The sequence below is a fragment of the Psychrobacter sp. JCM 18903 genome (assembly GCF_000586475.1).
Taxonomy (GTDB): domain Bacteria; phylum Pseudomonadota; class Gammaproteobacteria; order Pseudomonadales; family Moraxellaceae; genus Psychrobacter.
In genome coordinates this window covers 84,001-101,217 of the sequence record NZ_BAWJ01000011.1, presented here as the reverse complement: position 1 = coordinate 101,217, position 17,217 = coordinate 84,001, and the positions used below count along the sequence as shown (strand labels likewise).

15 protein-coding genes and 2 pseudogenes are annotated in these 17,217 nt (G+C 42.1%); 6 read left to right on the top strand and 11 right to left on the bottom strand.

Annotation, left to right across the window (positions count from 1 at the left end; genetic code table 11):
• Positions 1–106 precede the first annotated feature (106 nt).
• On the top strand, positions 107–2,170 hold the full coding sequence (gene mnmC2 / locus TT12_RS09290; RefSeq protein WP_227678902.1) for a tRNA (5-methylaminomethyl-2-thiouridine)(34)-methyltransferase MnmC2: 2,064 nt from the start codon (positions 107–109) through the stop codon (positions 2,168–2,170).
• A 17-nt stretch (positions 2,171–2,187) separates the two neighbouring features.
• Here the strand turns inward: mnmC2 and yiaA are convergent, their stop codons facing one another.
• Complete coding sequence (gene yiaA / locus TT12_RS09285; protein ID WP_201502800.1) at positions 2,188–2,745, bottom strand: inner membrane protein YiaA; 558 nt, start codon at positions 2,743–2,745, stop codon at positions 2,188–2,190.
• Positions 2,746–2,940: 195 nt separating this feature from the next.
• On the opposite strand from yiaA, the gene TT12_RS09280 reads away from it, so the two are divergent.
• Both TT12_RS09280 and TT12_RS09275 read left to right on the top strand, forming a co-directional pair.
• A complete protein-coding gene (locus TT12_RS09280) occupies positions 2,941–3,573 on the top strand; it encodes a hypothetical protein (protein WP_045454185.1) in 633 nt (210 codons plus the stop codon).
• Between the two features lie 135 nt (positions 3,574–3,708).
• Entirely contained in the window at positions 3,709–4,332 is a 624-nt protein-coding gene (locus TT12_RS09275) for a hypothetical protein (protein ID WP_045454252.1), read from the top strand.
• A gap of 118 nt (positions 4,333–4,450) precedes the next feature.
• On the opposite strand, the gene TT12_RS09270 is transcribed toward TT12_RS09275, so the two are convergent.
• The 7 genes and pseudogenes from TT12_RS09270 to ffh all read right to left on the bottom strand — a co-directional run bounded on the left by TT12_RS09270 (position 4,451) and on the right by ffh (position 10,835).
• Entirely contained in the window at positions 4,451–5,125 is a 675-nt protein-coding gene (locus tag TT12_RS09270; RefSeq protein ID WP_045454182.1) for a DUF4112 domain-containing protein, read from the bottom strand.
• On the bottom strand, positions 5,118–6,035 hold the full coding sequence (ubiA, locus tag TT12_RS09265) for a 4-hydroxybenzoate octaprenyltransferase (RefSeq protein WP_045454178.1): 918 nt from the start codon (positions 6,033–6,035) through the stop codon (positions 5,118–5,120). The genes TT12_RS09270 and ubiA overlap by 8 nt, the downstream gene beginning before the upstream one ends.
• A gap of 107 nt (positions 6,036–6,142) precedes the next feature.
• On the bottom strand, positions 6,143–6,382 hold the full coding sequence (locus tag TT12_RS09260; RefSeq protein WP_243443546.1) for a hypothetical protein: 240 nt from the start codon (positions 6,380–6,382) through the stop codon (positions 6,143–6,145).
• Positions 6,383–6,501: 119 nt separating this feature from the next.
• Positions 6,502–7,370, bottom strand: a pseudogene (locus tag TT12_RS09255) (class I SAM-dependent methyltransferase).
• A gap of 88 nt (positions 7,371–7,458) precedes the next feature.
• Positions 7,459–8,301 (bottom strand): undecaprenyl-diphosphate phosphatase, encoded by an 843-nt coding sequence (locus TT12_RS09250; RefSeq protein WP_045454175.1) that lies wholly within the window; start codon positions 8,299–8,301, stop codon positions 7,459–7,461.
• Positions 8,302–8,397: 96 nt separating this feature from the next.
• Positions 8,398–9,080, bottom strand: a pseudogene (gene tsaB, locus TT12_RS09245) (tRNA (adenosine(37)-N6)-threonylcarbamoyltransferase complex dimerization subunit type 1 TsaB).
• 204 nt (positions 9,081–9,284) lie between these two features.
• Positions 9,285–10,835 carry a signal recognition particle protein gene (gene ffh / locus TT12_RS09240; protein WP_045454171.1) on the bottom strand — a complete coding sequence of 517 codons (1,551 nt, stop codon included), beginning with the start codon at positions 10,833–10,835 and terminating at the stop codon, positions 9,285–9,287.
• 472 nt (positions 10,836–11,307) lie between these two features.
• On the opposite strand from ffh, the gene TT12_RS09235 reads away from it, so the two are divergent.
• Positions 11,308–12,099 (top strand): cytochrome C assembly family protein, encoded by a 792-nt coding sequence (locus tag TT12_RS09235; RefSeq protein ID WP_045454168.1) that lies wholly within the window; start codon positions 11,308–11,310, stop codon positions 12,097–12,099.
• A gap of 123 nt (positions 12,100–12,222) precedes the next feature.
• Here the strand turns inward: TT12_RS09235 and purU are convergent, their stop codons facing one another.
• Both purU and TT12_RS09225 read right to left on the bottom strand, forming a co-directional pair.
• Positions 12,223–13,152 (bottom strand): formyltetrahydrofolate deformylase, encoded by a 930-nt coding sequence (purU, locus tag TT12_RS09230; protein WP_227678896.1) that lies wholly within the window; start codon positions 13,150–13,152, stop codon positions 12,223–12,225.
• Between the two features lie 184 nt (positions 13,153–13,336).
• A complete protein-coding gene (locus TT12_RS09225; protein ID WP_045454165.1) occupies positions 13,337–15,643 on the bottom strand; it encodes an Ig-like domain-containing protein in 2,307 nt (768 codons plus the stop codon).
• A 484-nt stretch (positions 15,644–16,127) separates the two neighbouring features.
• On the opposite strand from TT12_RS09225, the gene rpmB reads away from it, so the two are divergent.
• A complete protein-coding gene (rpmB, locus tag TT12_RS09220; RefSeq protein ID WP_010201401.1) occupies positions 16,128–16,364 on the top strand; it encodes a 50S ribosomal protein L28 in 237 nt (78 codons plus the stop codon).
• 133 nt (positions 16,365–16,497) lie between these two features.
• Positions 16,498–16,653 (top strand): 50S ribosomal protein L33, encoded by a 156-nt coding sequence (gene rpmG / locus TT12_RS09215; protein ID WP_045444249.1) that lies wholly within the window; start codon positions 16,498–16,500, stop codon positions 16,651–16,653.
• Positions 16,654–16,809: 156 nt separating this feature from the next.
• On the opposite strand, the gene TT12_RS09210 is transcribed toward rpmG, so the two are convergent.
• A complete protein-coding gene (locus tag TT12_RS09210; RefSeq protein WP_045444246.1) occupies positions 16,810–17,121 on the bottom strand; it encodes a hypothetical protein in 312 nt (103 codons plus the stop codon).
• Positions 17,122–17,217: the final 96 nt, after the last annotated feature.

Genomic DNA, 17,217 nt, shown 5'->3' with positions numbered 1-17,217 from the left:
CACGTTCGAATCAAAAGATACTGATACATCGTCGACATCCTCTAAAAACACTCAGTCACTAAGCATTCACTCATCAAATATCACCCCTGCCAAGATTGATTGGCAGATGGATGATACGGGTAATAAAGTGCCTGTATCGGGTGAGTTTGGTGATGTTTACTTCTCAAATGCTGATGGTTTAGCGGAATCGCGTCATGTGTTTTTGGCGCACAATCAATTGCCTGAACGACTGACCAATCTTGCACCAAAGCAATGCTTTACGATTGCTGAATTGGGCTTTGGTACTGGACTGAATTTTCTCGCTACGTGGCAGCTATGGCGACAGCTGCGGGATATACACCCTCAATTAGCAACTGCAAAACTGCATTTTATTACCACTGAAAAGTTCCCGATACCCCTTACCGACCTTACCCAAATACTTGCCTTATGGGGACAGCGCGCGCCTGAATTGACAACACTAATAGAGCTATTATTGGCGGCCTATCCGCCTCTTATCGCGGGCTGTCATCGTTTGAGTTTCTTTGATGATAATTTGACTTTTGATATATGGTTGGGTGACGCAGCTGAGAGCTTAGCCAAACTATCAAGTAACTCTTCTAGCTCGCATGCACCTTATGTTGACGCTTGGTTTTTAGATGGTTTTGCGCCCTCTTGCAATAGTACCTTGTGGGCGGATAGTATTTTTGCACAAATGCAGCGTTTATCACGACCCAATACAACTGCCGCCACCTATAGCTGTGCCGGTATCGTCAAACGTGCGCTGCAAGATTGTGGCTTTCAGATTAAAAAAGTGAAAGGCTTTGGTCGTAAGAACGAAATGCTAACGGCGATCATGCTGGATACCATAAATTTAACTGACAATAATAATGGCAACAATAGTAAAGACATAAATAGTAAAGACATAAATAGTAAAGACATAACCTCTTACAATAATGCTAGCACCGCCGCGCCCGACAACGATAGCCAATCTACCAAACCCACTGACAACCTGCCCGCCCATAGCATTGTCATTGGCGCTGGCGTTTCAGGGCTATTAACGGCTTGGTCATTGGCCAATCGTGGTATTCAAGTGACTTTGCTAGATAAATCAGCACCTTTGGCAGGCGCATCAGGCAACCCTCGTGCTCTGCTCGCTCCTAAGATGACGCCCATTCATCATGTCGATGAACATTTGCATACCATAGGCTATCTCTATAGCAGCAGGCTATATCGATGCTTAAATGTAGATGCTGAAAAATTAGGATTAGTGCCAATACTTGAACCAACGGGTGCTCTTGATCTGCTTATGAAAGCCAATATTGGCACAGAGCAAATCGCTGATTACCCCGATGAGATGGCCACCACACTATCCCATGAGCAGGCGCAAACTGTCAGCGGGTTAAAAACACAAGATTTATCAGAGAATTTGTATTTACCGCAGTCTGGCTTGGTCAATCCGCAAGCATTAAAAGATACTATCCTAATGCATCCGCTCATCCACTTTCAGCAAGTAGACGTTAAGAGTATTAGCGAAACAGAAGAAAATGCTTGTATCGAAGGCAATAATCAGGATAAGCAGACGATATCCATTAGCGCTGATAACGTGGTCATTTGCGCAGCTTTTGAGAGCCATCAACTGGACAAGCGTATTTTTGATTGTCGTAAAATTCGTGGTCAGCTTTCTTGGTTTACGCCCACAACCGAACAGCTCACCATATTGCCCAAAATACCGCTTAAATATAGTGGCTACTGTGCATTATTTACCGCGCAAACAGGCGATGCACAATTGAACGATGTTATAGAACAGCACTCTCAGTTTTTATTAGGCGCAAGCTTTATACGTAATGATACAGACATAGATATCCGCACAGAAGAGCATCAGATTAGCCGAGACAAACTAGTGACTGCCATTCCTGAGATGGACTCGATTATTCCAACAGATATTAGTTTGTGGCAAGGACGAGCGGGGATTCGCACGCAAACGCCTGATTATCACCCCATCGTTGGAGCGTTAGCAGACAGCAAAAGAATTTGGGTAATGAGTGCGATGGGTGCTAAAGGGTATGCCATTGCACCAATATGTGCTGAAGCGTTAACAGATATGATGTTAGGAGCATTTGCCCCCTTATCAACAGCGATGCTTGCGCGCCTGTCGCCAAATCGTACGCGTTTACAAACACCGCTTACTTGAGATTTTTAGTCAAAGGTTTAATCAGTGCCTTCCATTCTAGATTTAACCGCACCAAAAAGTGATTTTCCAGTGTCAGAGTCGCGGGACTCTTGATGACCAATTTTAGTACTACTTTGAGTATCAGTCGTAATCATTGGGGCAGTTAAAGTCCGAATCTGTGCTTCGTCACGGGTGTTTTTTTGAATGGTCACTGCAGCAAATAAACTCATGGTAAATGCCATCATATAAAAGCCTTTTTCACTTAAGCTTAAACTTCCCGCATTCATCAAACCAATAGCGATTAGCGCAATGGATAATCCAAGAGCCGCCCAGCTGATTAGATAATACATATTGGTTGTTGGAATACCTTCGCTACGATCACGAAGGGTTTTTTGCAAACTAATTGCTGAATAAAGACCTAGCGCCAGCACCGCTATATAATAGCCTTTTTCATTTAATAACATACTCTGTGCATTCCATAAGCCAAGTAAATACGCTAGGACACCCACCAACATCACCGCCCAAGAAGTCCCGACATAAGCAGTAGTTGGTTTATAAGCGGCTAGCTGACTCTTAGTAATCGTGTCATTATTCATCATCTTCCTTAATTAGAAATAGGCAAACACTTAGTCGTAAGATATATAGTGGTAAGATACATAATAGCGAGATAAACAGTAGCGAGATACAACTTTTATCGACCGCTATTTTGCCTTAACATAACACAAGCATGTTATATTGTAATCTAAAAACTTTTTTTTAATAAATAGCATTTTTTATGACAGAGCCCCGACATGTCTTTTTTTACCTTACTCATTTTGCTTAGCCTAATTGTTATTGTGCCCATATTTTTTGTGATGAAAGAAAAGTCTAAGCACACACAGATTGCTTCTATACAGCGGCATCAAGAATACTTGGCTTCTGCGAATCTTGTCGCTACCCAGTCTAAAGCAGATATGGCTGTAAACAACGAGGTAAATCATGAGCGAGCTAACGGGCTCAGCATGATTAATTTTTCAGCTCGACATCCTTTTATCAAGCTACTTTATGACGAGCAAGTACCTAAGACGTTTCGAGTGACTATGGACGATATTGGACAACAATATGAGTCTACCCATCATGAAGAAATCACTGAATCACAGCTATTTACCCTCAATAAACTCATCACCACACGTGTTCCAGAATTGATTAGCGACTACCTTAGCCTCGATCAACATTATGCCAAAACAGTCATTATTGATACCGACAAACAAAATACCAGCTATGACATGGTATTAGATCAATTAAACTCGATTTTAGACTTTTCTCAAAAGCTCAATATTCAAAGCCAAAGTGGCGTTGTAGACAAGCTACTTGCCAGCCATCGATACTTAGATGACGTGTATAAAGAAAGCGGTATGGCAGCCGACAACCTAAAACTGAAATAAGTAATGCCTGTAGATAGTAAGCAAGAAATTGATAGTAATAGCAGATGACGGTCATATTTGACTGTGAGGGATAAATAATTCTACGTCGTTCACTATATTTAAACAAAAACTCTGCCAATGGGTAGCCGTATGATTATGAAAATCGATGCTCTTACAATTGCAAAATCAAAACCCTTTTTTCAAGCGATTTCTGCTATTTTTTTAAGTCTCTCACTATTGAGTGCTTGCCAAAAAACACCAGAGCCTGAGACAGATAACGAAACAATCTCTGAAGCGGCAGTACAAACCACACCCGTGACTACCAATATTAATGTTGATACGACCGCTGATAATGGTGATGATATCGCAAATCCTGAAGTAAGCTCAGAACAAGATGTAAGTTTAACTGAGCTAGAGAATGACCTTGGTGCAACAGACTCGGTAGCAAACAATACTGCACCAGCACCAAATCCAGAACAAGCCATTAAAGGCGCGCAAATTACTGATGTCCGTTATAAAAATGCGGCTGGTGAATCACTCTCGGTCGTTTTTGAAACCTCAGCAGCAGGCGTACTCAACGCTATCATTAGCCTACCGAACAAACCAAAAATGACACTAAGTGCGCCAGAAGGCCAAGGCAATAACCCAACTTATCGATCAAGCGATGGCAGCATCCAACTGGTCAGTCATGCAGGCGGTGGTACTATCGACCTTGTCCAAAATAACAAAATTACTAGCTTTGATGCAGTCAGTGCCGAAGCAGAAGTCATCACTGAGTAATTGATTAAAAAATACAGCTTAGAACCTTTAAAAAGTTACATAAAAGAAATCTCTTGAGCATTAAAAAGGCGCAAATATTTATGATATTTGCCGCCTTTTTAATGCTATTAACTTTTCTCTAACCAAATCCAGTTACCTTTCCAAACAGACTGACCAGCCAACTGATTACTGCCCACAGTCCCCAACCAATCACTACAATAACGATTAGTCCCAACAGATCAGGAATGTGCAAATACAACCACGCAATGATAGGATTGCGCCAAAAAGCGCCAAAACGGCTACGCTGCTTATCTTCAAGCGATTGATGCAAAAACGGCCGATCCATGTGCATCGTTTCAGTAATACCATATTCATCGTGCAGATGCTCATGCACGATGCCTAAAGTCTTACGACTGGGGCGAATAAAAATATCGAGCAGCGTGCCAATACCCGGTACGATACCAACGACCATATCAATGAGTGCCAGTCTGACCGCAGGCGTCATTTTATGCGCTGGCACACCCAGCTGACGCCCTAATACAAAAGCATAGCTGGTTAAAGCCAGTCCTGCTAAATCTCCTGCCAGCGGAATCGTTGAAAGCGCCGCATCTGCACCCATGCCTTGTTTGGTAAAAGGCACACGTACCAGCGAATCCATCGTATTAGCAAACTTAGCCAATTTACGCTCGGTGGCGATCACTTGTTCGCGTGTTAATCCATGCTCAGCTAGCTTTGCTTGATAATCGATGACAGGTGCATTGGCATCAGAAGATTTTTTCGCTTTTGACTTTGAGAGCTTTTTGAAGTTATCCATTAAAAGTCGTCCATAGACAAGCGATTGCAATGAGAGCAAATACGTAACGCCCTACCCATATATTGGCTAAAAACGCCTGAAAACAGGCTCTTGCATTACGAGTAGCACAAGCGCTATTTTGCTTAGCAAACATCATCGCCACTAACGCCAAGCCAAATACTGGCGTCAGGCCTAAGCTTGTCGGTGCAAAGTAATGCCAAATGACCGCGCCCATGATAAGCAAAAACAATGTTTGTAGCAGCGAGATAATAATCACATCATAGCGACCAAATAATATCGCCGTTGATTTGACCCCAATTTTTAAATCATCTTCACGGTCAGCCATAGCATACTGGGTATCATAAGCCACGGTCCAACACATATAAGCGACAAATAACAGCCAACACCAGATATCAGGCGCGCCTTGTATCGCCACATACGCCATCGGTATCGCCCAACCAAAAGCCGCTGCTAAAAACACCTGCGGCAAATGGGTAAAACGCTTCATAAATGGATAAATGAATGCCAATAACACTGCGCCAAGCGACCAGTAAAATACGGCTATCGGCAAAAAGAACAGCAAACTGGCGCTGAGTAATACCAATACTAAAAAAACAGCGATTGCTTCTTTAGCAGACAGACGCCCATCAGCTAATGGACGTCCTTTGGTGCGGGTCACATGACCATCGACCTTACGATCGGCAAAATCATTGATCGCGCAACCTGCCGCCCGCATAAAAATTGCGCCTAGCGCAAAAAGTACAAATATCTTGAGGCTTGGCAAGCCTGCTGTTGCCCCTTGCTGTTGCGCTTGACCCATCGCCGCCAGCATTACGCCCCATAGCGTTGGCCAGAGTAGTAGTTCTATACCTACTGGTTTATCAAAGCGCGTCAGCTGCAGGTAAGCTTGTAGTTTGTCGTTAAATGTCATGGCTTTTTATTATCATTAATAGAAGGTTTTTTTGTGCGTGTTTGCCTACTTTTTCGGCAGCTCTTATATGAAGTGCTATTACATTGAATTATTAATACATTGGCGAGCTACTGGATTTGTTGCCACAATTTGTTGGCCTCGATGAGCGACAGCTCAGGATATTGTTTGCGTAAGGCTTTAATGGCAGGGATTTTGTCTTTTTGTGCGGCTTGTTGACGCAAAAATGCCACATAATCTTCAGGACGACTGAACTCTTTTAAACGGGCTTCTAGCTTAATATTCGGGTGCGCAACATGATATTTATTAATAATAATCCTGCACATGATCCAAATAATTAGCGTCGACATTCCCTGCTCCTAAATCCAATCACTCTTAATTTTACAAATATGGAGTTGCTAACTGCGCACTCTAAGCTCAATAACTGAGTTCAATAGCTAAGCACAGTCATTATCATAAAAAATGGCTATTAAACAAAATAACCATCAAAGCGTACGGCTTCGTTATGCCAGCTCTCACTTGGTTGTTGATGCGCAAGTAACGGCGCAAATTGCGGACGCTTAACGACTACGCGGCCAGACGTTTGAGCATTTTGACGGATGGCTGCTTGCGCACTTTGTAGCAACTGTTCTTCTTGTTCTAGCGTTGGTGGGCTAGCCAATTGGTGTAAGGCTTGCATGTGCTTGCCCACTTTAGCGCCTTTACCCGTTTTGCTATCTTGGTAACTGTCTTCCGGAAACATAGGATCCAGATACACCACATCGACTGCTTTCATATCGATTTCTTTAGCGTCATCTATCGTATCCGCTGCTAGAGTTGCAAAATAGCCAAGCGCATCGGTATTGATAATATGCAGACGGCTCATCAGCTTTTGCCAATTTGCTAGCCCACTCATACGCTGCTGCTCTACTAACAATAACAATGCCATCAAGGCTGCTGCTCGATCATGATGACCTGAGCGCCCGTACTGGCTAATATCAAGCTGTCATGACCAAAGCCTGCTGTGGCATCGATAACCTGACTGTCCGATGTAATTTTGACCGCTTGTAATAATAACTCAGACTTACGCCCCGCACTCACCACACGGCGTTGCAGCTTATCCCATTCTGGTGCAACGCTTAACCCATCGCTCAGCCATGATAGCTTATTTTTTTCATCCAACAACAATATAGGTTGGGTAGCTGCCTGGGTTAACTGCTGGCGACGTTTTTGACTAAGCTTATCGGTAAACAGCTCAAGGTGTAAAATAATGGGCAACTGATGTGCGATTATCAACGCTTGTATATCTGCAACCTGACTATGCTGCGACTCGCTGACATAGTATAGTTGGCAGTGCATAATGTTACTACTCTCTTTGAACCCTTGGCGTGAAGCGGTCATCTCTACTTTCCTATTCGCGGCTTATAGACTCATCCCACAATCGGCTCTAGCCTGCCATTTGATAACCAAAACCCCAAGCCGCTATTAATACAATGATGCCAGTAATAATGCGTAACCACGCAAATATTTTAAAATCACGACGACTGACCCATTCTACTAGCAAACGGATACAGAGTAAGGCGACGATAAATGACACCACCGTACCTATACCTAATACCAGCCAATCCTCGCTATTGGTCAATACATCATGGTGCTTCAGCAAATCCAATAATGCCGCGCCCACGATGACTGGAATACCCAAAAAGAAAGAAAATTCAGCGGAAGCTTTACGTGAGACGCCGAGCCATAGCGCGCCGATAATTGTCGCGCCTGAGCGTGATGTTCCCGGTATCAATGCCAGACATTGCAGCAGACCAATCATCAACGCTGTTTTTAGACTGACGTCTTCTGCTTCTTGCGCAATAATCGTTTTAGGGCGATTTTCTACATAGAATATCAATAAGCCACCGATAATCAGCATAATTGCCACGACGATGGGATTGAATAAATATGATTTAATCTCATCAGCGAAGGTGAAGCCAACGATCATCACCGGAATAGTCGCCACAATCAAGCTAAGTCCTAGCTGGCGTGGATTACTCATGCTTTCAGCTTTGCCTGTCAGCAGACCCATCAGCGCTTGCCATAGTCTGTCCCAGTAATCATAAATGACCGCTAAGATAGCGCCAAGCTGCACCACTACCACAAATAAATCGACTTTTTCTTTGGTCCAAAAGCCCATCAAATCCGCTGATAAAATCAAGTAGCCAGTGCTAGAGATTGGTAAAAATTCAGTGATACCTTCAACGATACCCATGATAACAGCTTGAATTAATAAAATGATATCCACGATGGCTTTCCTAAATATGGATCTATTGGCTAATAGCGTTTTAGAGTATTTTTATATTTTATATAGCGCTGATAATGGCTGGCATTAATATGATGGTTACGCCTTACCTTGCTCTTTTAGCGTTTTCCACGCTTGATTGCGCAGATACTTTGGTAAGCTTGCGAGGCTTCTGTGCCGCCTGTCGCCCTAAATTGAGCCATACCAAGCTGCCCCATCACAGTAGCGTCAGGGTGAATATCTGCCTGAATGCTCTGACCGTCATGTAATATTAATAACGGCGCACCATTGCCAGCAATGGGAATATTAAGCACGGTCTGGCTGTCATAATCGAGCAACTGCTCGGTATCTTCGCCATTTTCTTGATTAACCGCCTGCATAAGGTTGTCTATTAGCACATATTGCCCAAAATAAATTTGCTGCATACGCGCATCAAGGGCGCTATACACTTCGGTCACACCATATTTTTGATACGCCGCTTGCGCAATCGCTTGTAGGCTTGAGACTCCTACACAAGGAATATCATGGGCGACAGACAATGCTTGTACTACTGCCGTATTAATCCGTATGCCACTAAAGGCACCAGGACCACGGTTAAATATCAAGGCTTGTAAATCAGCAAGGTTGAGCTTAGCCTCGGACAAAGCGGCGTCAATCATTGGCAGAATTTGCTGGGTTTGCTGGCGTTTACCCGTCTCTGTATGACTCGATAGCACTTGACCACTGGCATCTAAAATCGCGATCGAACACTGATCAAACACGGTATCCATTGCTAAAAACATCATAACCTCGACCTATTGACTTAGCATTATAAAACAGCGCCTATCATAGCATTTAGGATAGGCAAATTTTATTAATTTCTAAATTTTCATACTTAATCCATCAATATTTATGGGAACATGACAGACATAAAAAAACCCAAAGCGACTTGCACCTTGGGGTTTTCATTAAGAATTGAATACTATAGCAATCTAAGCATCTATCAATTAAAAACGGGTTTTAAACTTTTTTGGCGCTTGATTCTGCATTTCCTGCATTTGTTTTTGCATCTCTTCGGTGCTTGGCATGTTGTTTGGATCTAGACCCATCTGCTTAGCCATTTGTTGTGGATTCACATCCTTGACGCCGCCTTGCTGACCGCCGCCACCAAATAAAGGACCGCCACCGCCGCCACCAGCACCGCCGCCACCCATTAGCCCTTGCATCGATTTCATCATTTTACTGATGCCTTCAGGCTTAGAGATCATTTTCATCATTTTTGCCATTTGCTTGTGTTGTTTGAGCAAACGATTGACGTCTTGAATCTCACGTCCCGAACCTGCGGCAATACGGCGCTTACGGCTTGGGTTAATTTTATCAGGATTTTTGCGCTCAAATGGCGTCATCGAATTAATCAACGCTTCCATCTCACGTACTTTTTCTTCTGGCTTAGCATCTTCGACCGCTTTTTGCATATCCGAGCCGCCCATACCTGGCATCTTATCTAAGAAGCCTGCCATGCCGCCCATGCTTTTCATTTGTTGGAATTGGGTCAATAGATCCTCAAGGTCGAAATCGCCGCCCTTTTGCATCTTTTTCGCCATTTTTTCGGCTTTATCACGGTCGATTTTTTGTTCAACTTCTTCGACTAGGCTTAAGACGTCACCCATACCAAGAATACGTTGAGCGATACGTTCAGGATGGAACAGCTCTAGCGCGTCTAATTTTTCACCGCGACCTAAAAACTTAATTGGCTTACCAGTAATCGCGCGTACAGAAAGTGCCGCACCGCCGCGAGCATCACCGTCAGTCTTAGTTAAAATCACACCCGTTAATGGCAGCGCATCATTAAAGGCTTTGGCGGTATTTGCCGCATCTTGACCAGTCATCGCATCGACGACGAATAAGGTCTCAGAAGGATTGACCGCTGCAGTTAACGCCTTAATTTCAGCCATCATAGTCTCATCGATAGCCAGACGACCAGCAGTATCAATAATCAGAATATCTTGATATTGAATTTTGGCTTCTTCGATAGCACGCAGCGCGATGTCTATCGGGTTTTCATCAATGCTTGAGTTGACAAACTTGGCATTCACTTGACCTGCCACTTGCTCAAGCTGAGCAATCGCCGCTGGACGATAGACGTCAGCGGATACTAGCATCACCTTTTTCTTATGGCGCTCTTGTAAAAACTTCGCCAATTTACCAGCCGTCGTGGTTTTACCTGCCCCTTGCAAACCAGCCAGTAAATAAACAACTGGTGGCTTACCCGTCATCTCAAGCTGCTGATTGGCACTGCCCATCATTTCGGTCAGTTCGTCATGGACGATTTTGACAAAGGCTTGCCCTGGCGCCAACTCTTTGAGTACTTCTGCACCAAGCGCTTGCTCTTTGACGCGCTTTACAAAGTCACGGGTGACGGGTAGCGCGACGTCGGCTTCTAGTAGCGCCATACGCACTTCACGCAGGGTATCTTTGATGTTGTCTTCGGTCAACTGCCCAGTACCGACGATATTGCGCAGGCTCGACGATAAACGTTCTGTTAAGGTATCAAACATAAATAACTCTCAGTTAAAATAATTCTTGGTGAAAACAATATTTACTTAAAATAATGCTTACTTAAAATAATACTTAGTGAAACTGGCTTCAGCTCAAATAGCGGATAAATATTCTTAGGGAATACTGTAAAGTATTTAATCGTATCTTCATAAAAACAATGATAAAAAACAGTATATTATCAACACTATAGCACCAAGACGACGCCAAAATTATAATGATTTTGCAAATACAGCATTACCAAAGCTTGGCGCGGCGCTTTATGACTTATAGACAATCGCTTTACAAGCTAGGCATATGAGCGCTTATTCAAGCAAACTTGGCCAAGCATTTATAAGGAATAAGCAAGTTGGTGCTCAATTGGCACCCATTTTATGATAAATTGGACGATTATTCTAATCATTCCGATAATACCACTTTAGCATTAAATTGAGCGGCTATTTTGCGCTCAGTATGAGATGAGGCATTATATCTGTGCACTTTGCATTCTTACTTGCTAGCCTAGCCTATATCTTAGTCAGCGCTTACCTTAGTTGGGCACTGACTCGGGATAAGCCTATCCATAAAGGCATCAGTTTGGGATTATTGATGGTCGGCATGCTCGCGCATGCGGCGCTACTTTATCCTTATGTTGTTACGCTTTACGGGCTAAACTTTAATCTTTTTAATATCATTAGTCTAATCAGCTTATTCTTTTTGTTCTTCTATTTTTTATTTTGTTTGTATCGCCCTATCGTCAGTCTGGGCATACTGGCAGCGCCAACAGCATTGGTAGGGTTAACAATTGGCTATATTGGCCGTGCGCCTTATCAACCCATTACAAATATCAGTATTGGGCTTGAAGCTCATATATTACTATCACTTGCCGCCTATTGTGTGCTGCTGATGGCAGCGGTGCAAGCGCTATTTTTACGCCTACAAATACGCGAACTCAAGCACCACTCTATTCATCGTTTTTGGGTGAATAAACTACCGTCACTACAAAGTATGGAGAGTCTATTATTCGATATGCTATTGGTCGGTTTTGTCCTACTAAGTATCGCATTGGGCATTGGCTTTATCTATGTAAAGGATTTGATGGCGCAGCATATTGTGCATAAGACCGTGTTTAGCCTGCTGTCTTGGTTATTGTTTGGGGCGCTACTGGTCGGTAACTGGCGTGCTGGATGGCGGGGCAAACGTGCCGCCAATATGACTATCTATGCTTTTATCCTATTAGCCATCGGCTTTGTGGGCAGCAAGTTTGTGTTAGAGATGCTGATATAAAATCAGCGCTGCAATAGCAATAGGTCCAGAAAAAAGCCGTGAGTATTAATGAATAATACTCACGGCTTTTTTTAACCTTCTGTTAACCAGCACTTCTCAATTTGAACTCGCTCTAATTAAATGCTAATTAAAAACCACGGTTTTATTACCCGCTACAATCACGCGGTTTTGTACATGCCAGTTCACAGCGCGTGCCAAGACATTACGCTCGATATCACGACCAATAGCGCGCAGCTCCGTCACACCTTGACGGTGAGTGACTCGGTGTACATCTTGCTCAATGATAGGGCCTTGATCAAGCTCAGCGGTGACATAATGCGCGGTCGCGCCGATGAGTTTCACACCTTTATCATAAGCCTGACGATAAGGATCAGCTCCCACAAATGCAGGCAAAAATGAATGATGAATATTAATGACTTGCATCGGCCATCGCTTGACAAAATCAGACGATAATATCTGCATATAACGCGCCAACACTAGCAAATCATTGCCTTCCATCAACTCATGAATTTGCTCTTCTGCCTCTGATTTATTGTCTTTGGTCACTGGCACATGATGGAAAGTAATACCGAAGTTCTCTACCGATTGGCGCAAGTCTTCGTGATTACTAACAACAGAGGTAATCTCGCAGTCAAGTAAACCTCGCTGATGCCGCCATAACAAATCCAACAATGCATGATCAAACTTTGATACTAAAATGCCAACTTTCGTCTTAATCGCATTATCATGTAAACGCCAAGCCATGTTATGGCGCTTGGCTACCGTATGCGCAAAACTGGCTTCAAAATTCTCAATAATCTCGCTTAATCCTGCTAAAGCAAACTCTAAACGCATAAAATATTGACCACCCTCATGAGCAGTTGAATACTGATCGAGAGTAATAATATTAGCACCATAGCGATGAATAAACTCAGATACCGCTTGCACAATACCGGCTTGATCGCGGCATTTAATCAATAGCGTGGCAGTATCGATTGCCGTCTTGTTAGACAGGTTACTAGATAGTTTATGAGATGAGTGTTTTACTGAAGTAATCGTTGCAGTGTCTGACATAGTGCGCCCAATCAAAAAATTAAACTTGCTACTGACTTTCAATACGGTCATTAGCATAGGAAACCGACTATTCTAATCGCTTTTACCTAACTTTGCTGACTGAGTTGGTTTTTTTAGTTATTAAGATTCATAACGTAAAAACCCCCAACGCGAGGTTAGGGGTTCGTTCTAAAGCCTAAAGCAACTATCCAATAGTATAAGTATAGCTAGTTACATTGCCATTTGGTGAAGTGGCAGTAATCTTAACCTCATCCGTTGCCTGACAGTTTTTCAGCTTAAAGGTTGTAAAAGTACCCAAGTTATCACCCGGCATACCAGTTGCTAAGTTAGCAGGTACTTTAGTAACACCTGATAGGGTAGCCTCACAAGTATTATTTTTGCTTTCTACACTAATGTCGCCTATAGGTGGATTAGTAGTAAATACTTGTGAAGTTCCCGTACCGTTACTACCAATAGGAACTAAAAACTCTTCATTACCAACTTTTACAGTAACTCTTGATCTTGGATTAGCATCCAAAACCTCAATGAAAAATCCATTTGCGACACGTTCAATTGTAGCAGTTGGATTTGCAGAAGTTTGGTCAATTGCTGAACCAGTTATCGTTGTACCAGAAGGCATAGGATTTAAGTCGTAAAAACCACCGCTATTCACTCTAAATGATATGGATGTGTCACTACTAAAAATAGCTTGAGGTGTTCGAACTGTAAAATTACCACCTTGATCTAAACTTCCCACAGTGAAACGCGTATCGTTACCGTTAGACAGCAAAGTAACAGCTTGATAACGTACTACCGTATCTAAATCAGTGTTACAGCTATTTACTTTGTTGGGTGAAACGAACTCATTGATATACCTAGATTCGTACTGACGTTTTTTCAAATCAGACAATGATGGAAATTTTAAATTGATGTACTTATCAATATTATTTTCACATGCATTGCTTGCCCCAGTTGTCAGTGGATAAGTAAACTCACCAATCTGAAAATCTCCGCTTTCATTATCGTCACGGAATGTATCACCGATATTATGAACTAGTATATCAACACCTTCATCCCAAGCATTGTTTTCGTTCATATCGATGTAGTCTTTTTCACCTTCAGCAACTGCTAAAATACTTACGCGTCCATCACCTGGACGCGGGTTTTGCGTTGTAAAGGTGACATCACAGTTACCATCAACTGTGGCACAACTAGAGGTAACCTTGCCGCCTTCGGCAGTAAAGTTAATTACTGTGCCATCGGGCACTTTATTACCATTACGATCCACCATTCTTGCATTGATTTGAGTACTATCGCCATCATAAGACCAATCTAAAACGTTCTTCTCCCATGATAAACTAAGGCCCGTCTGAGTGACTCGTGAGCTGGCTACTGTTATGTTTTTTGACAAAGCATTTATTAATGGGTCATCTACTAAAGATACTTCAATCTCTACTGGCCCAGGCGTTGTACCAGGGAATATAGGCACAATAATCTGACCACTAGCATCAGTGGTTGCTACATAAGATTGCTGGTTTCTATTTGGTCCAAAAGTAAGACCAAGGGGTGATTTCTCTAAAGACACTCTGACTTGTTCATTTGCCAGGGTAGTAGATCCAGAGTACACCGTAAACTCAGCTTGTCCTGTAGAAGATGAGCCACTACCGCGAATACCTAGACTGATGTCATTAGAAGTATAGATAATTGATGTAGCTTCAGCAGAGGCAACAGTAACTGTCGTTGACTTAGTTTTATTACCTGTACGTGCAGACATACTAACTGGACCACTACATAGTGTGGTATCTAAATTAATGGCTTTAAAAACTGCTTTAATCATCCCTTCACTATCAGAGGTAACTTGTTCTGGTATTTGACCACAGCTACTATTGAGGTTTACTAAAACACCACTTAGTACATCACCTGCTTCATTAGTAACTTTTAGACTGATAGGCGTTTGGCCTCCTGAAGCCAAGCTACTGGACCCAACTGTTATTTCTGACAAAGTAACATTTGTTGCCTGAACTGAGAAAGTTGTCTCCGTTGTAGCGGTTTTCTGCTTATAGGTTACATTCGCTGAGATAGTATATGCGCCTGAAACCTCTGCATTATTAGGTTTCAAAAATATTTGCGCTATACCTTCTGCATCTGTCAAAACTGCGCCTGATGTTGTTTGAGAAAGATTTATCCCTTCTGCATCAATATCGAAAACAACTTTCGCATTTATAATAGGGTTTTTAGCTTTATCAACAACCTTTATCTTGTAGTAGGCTCCTTCTAAGCTAATTGAGTTTATGATATTACTATCAGCATTAAAGAGTGCACCTTCTACAATATTGATTTCCCCAATAGCTTGTTCACCGTCACCTGTACCAGGCTGCTCTACACCCAAATCAGGCGCTGGCGCAATTGTATCTGTACCATCACCGCCACCACATCCTGCTAATGTTAAAGCCAGTGATAACGCTGTCAATTGAAACAACTTAGAAGAAAGTGGGCGTGAACTATATGACATGTTTTGGACTCCGCGTCAGCAGTAATTTATTCGAGCAAATAAACAAAAATCATTACACAGAATCATAATAGATTGGTAATGATACATAGATTTACATTAATACCCGTTGTATTAACAGATTGTATTAAATATATAACAGCAACTTTACTGACTTTTGTCATAACTTACAACTAAAAATTAATTTTTACTATTAAATAATCAACAACATAGCCAGTGAATTTCAGGGTATAATAGCCATCCTTTAGATCGACAATAATCATAAAAATATTTGAGTATTCATCTGTTTTATGGTATAAATGTCGGCTTTAAAATTTTCTGATTGGTACGCTTGTTATTTGCCTTTAGATAACAGCAATATCAACTCAACATTCATATAGTTTTGTTTGGTGCAAAGCTGCCGCTTGCTGTGTCCATGCCGCAAAAACGTGCAACTTGCCCAGACTGGTATGAGAAAAACTCATACCTCATAGATTAGGAGTTCGCCATGTCTCGAGTTTGCCAAGTGACTGGAAAGCGCCCTATGGTGGGTAATAATGTTTCGCACGCAAACAACAAAACCCGTCGTCGCTTTCTACCAAACCTTCATAACCATCGTTTTTGGGTAGAGTCTGAAAATCGTTTTGTACGTCTACGTGTGTCTACCAAAGGTATGCGCACTATTGACAAACTTGGTATCGATAAAGTGTTAGCAGATATGCGCGCACAAGGTCAAAAAGTATAAGTTAAGACTGGCAGCTTAATATCTCGATAATTTTCGTCGTTTAAGCTGCTTTTCTGCTACATCTTATGTAGCTACTTAATATTTTAGATCCGTACCTATCGTTTGAAGACCCCTCATTTACAGGAAAGCTATCATGAGAGATAAAATTAAATTAGTATCAACAGCTGGTACTGGGTATTACTACACCACTACTAAAAACAAACGCACTATGCCTGGCAAAATGGAAATGAAGAAATTCGATCCAAAAATTCGCCAGCACGTGATGTTTAAAGAAGCTAAAATCAAATAATTGCTATAATTTATAGAATATATTTTCATAAATACTTTCTATAAATAAGTTATTTGAAAAAAAGGGTATATCAATTGATATACCCTTTTTTATGCTTGCTACTTTTCATGATGATTATTTTAATTGACTACTAGCCAGCTTAACAGCAACTCATCACTAACTATAGTGCGTCGGCTCTTTGTCATAAACATGCGCATGCCATTGGCTCATCTGCTTTTGCATAATGACCTGAATCGCGGCATGAATCATATGCTGACCTATCGCTTGGGTGTCACTACCGAGCAGCTCTTTAAGCTTTTCAGAAAAATCAATGGTCATCAGCGGCGCTTCGTCCTGTTCCGCGTCACGTAACAATAAGCGACCATCTTCTGCCTCTACCAACTCAAGGGTAGTCTCTTTGGCAAATCCTGCAAATTGATCCGTACTTTCGTTATCTACTTCTATATCATTATCGATATCGTATGGCATGAATTGCTTCCTCATTGTCCCGTCTAATACTTGCAAGAAAAATCGCGCGTCGCAACATTATTGTTTTACAATAATACGGGTAAAACTATCTTAGTC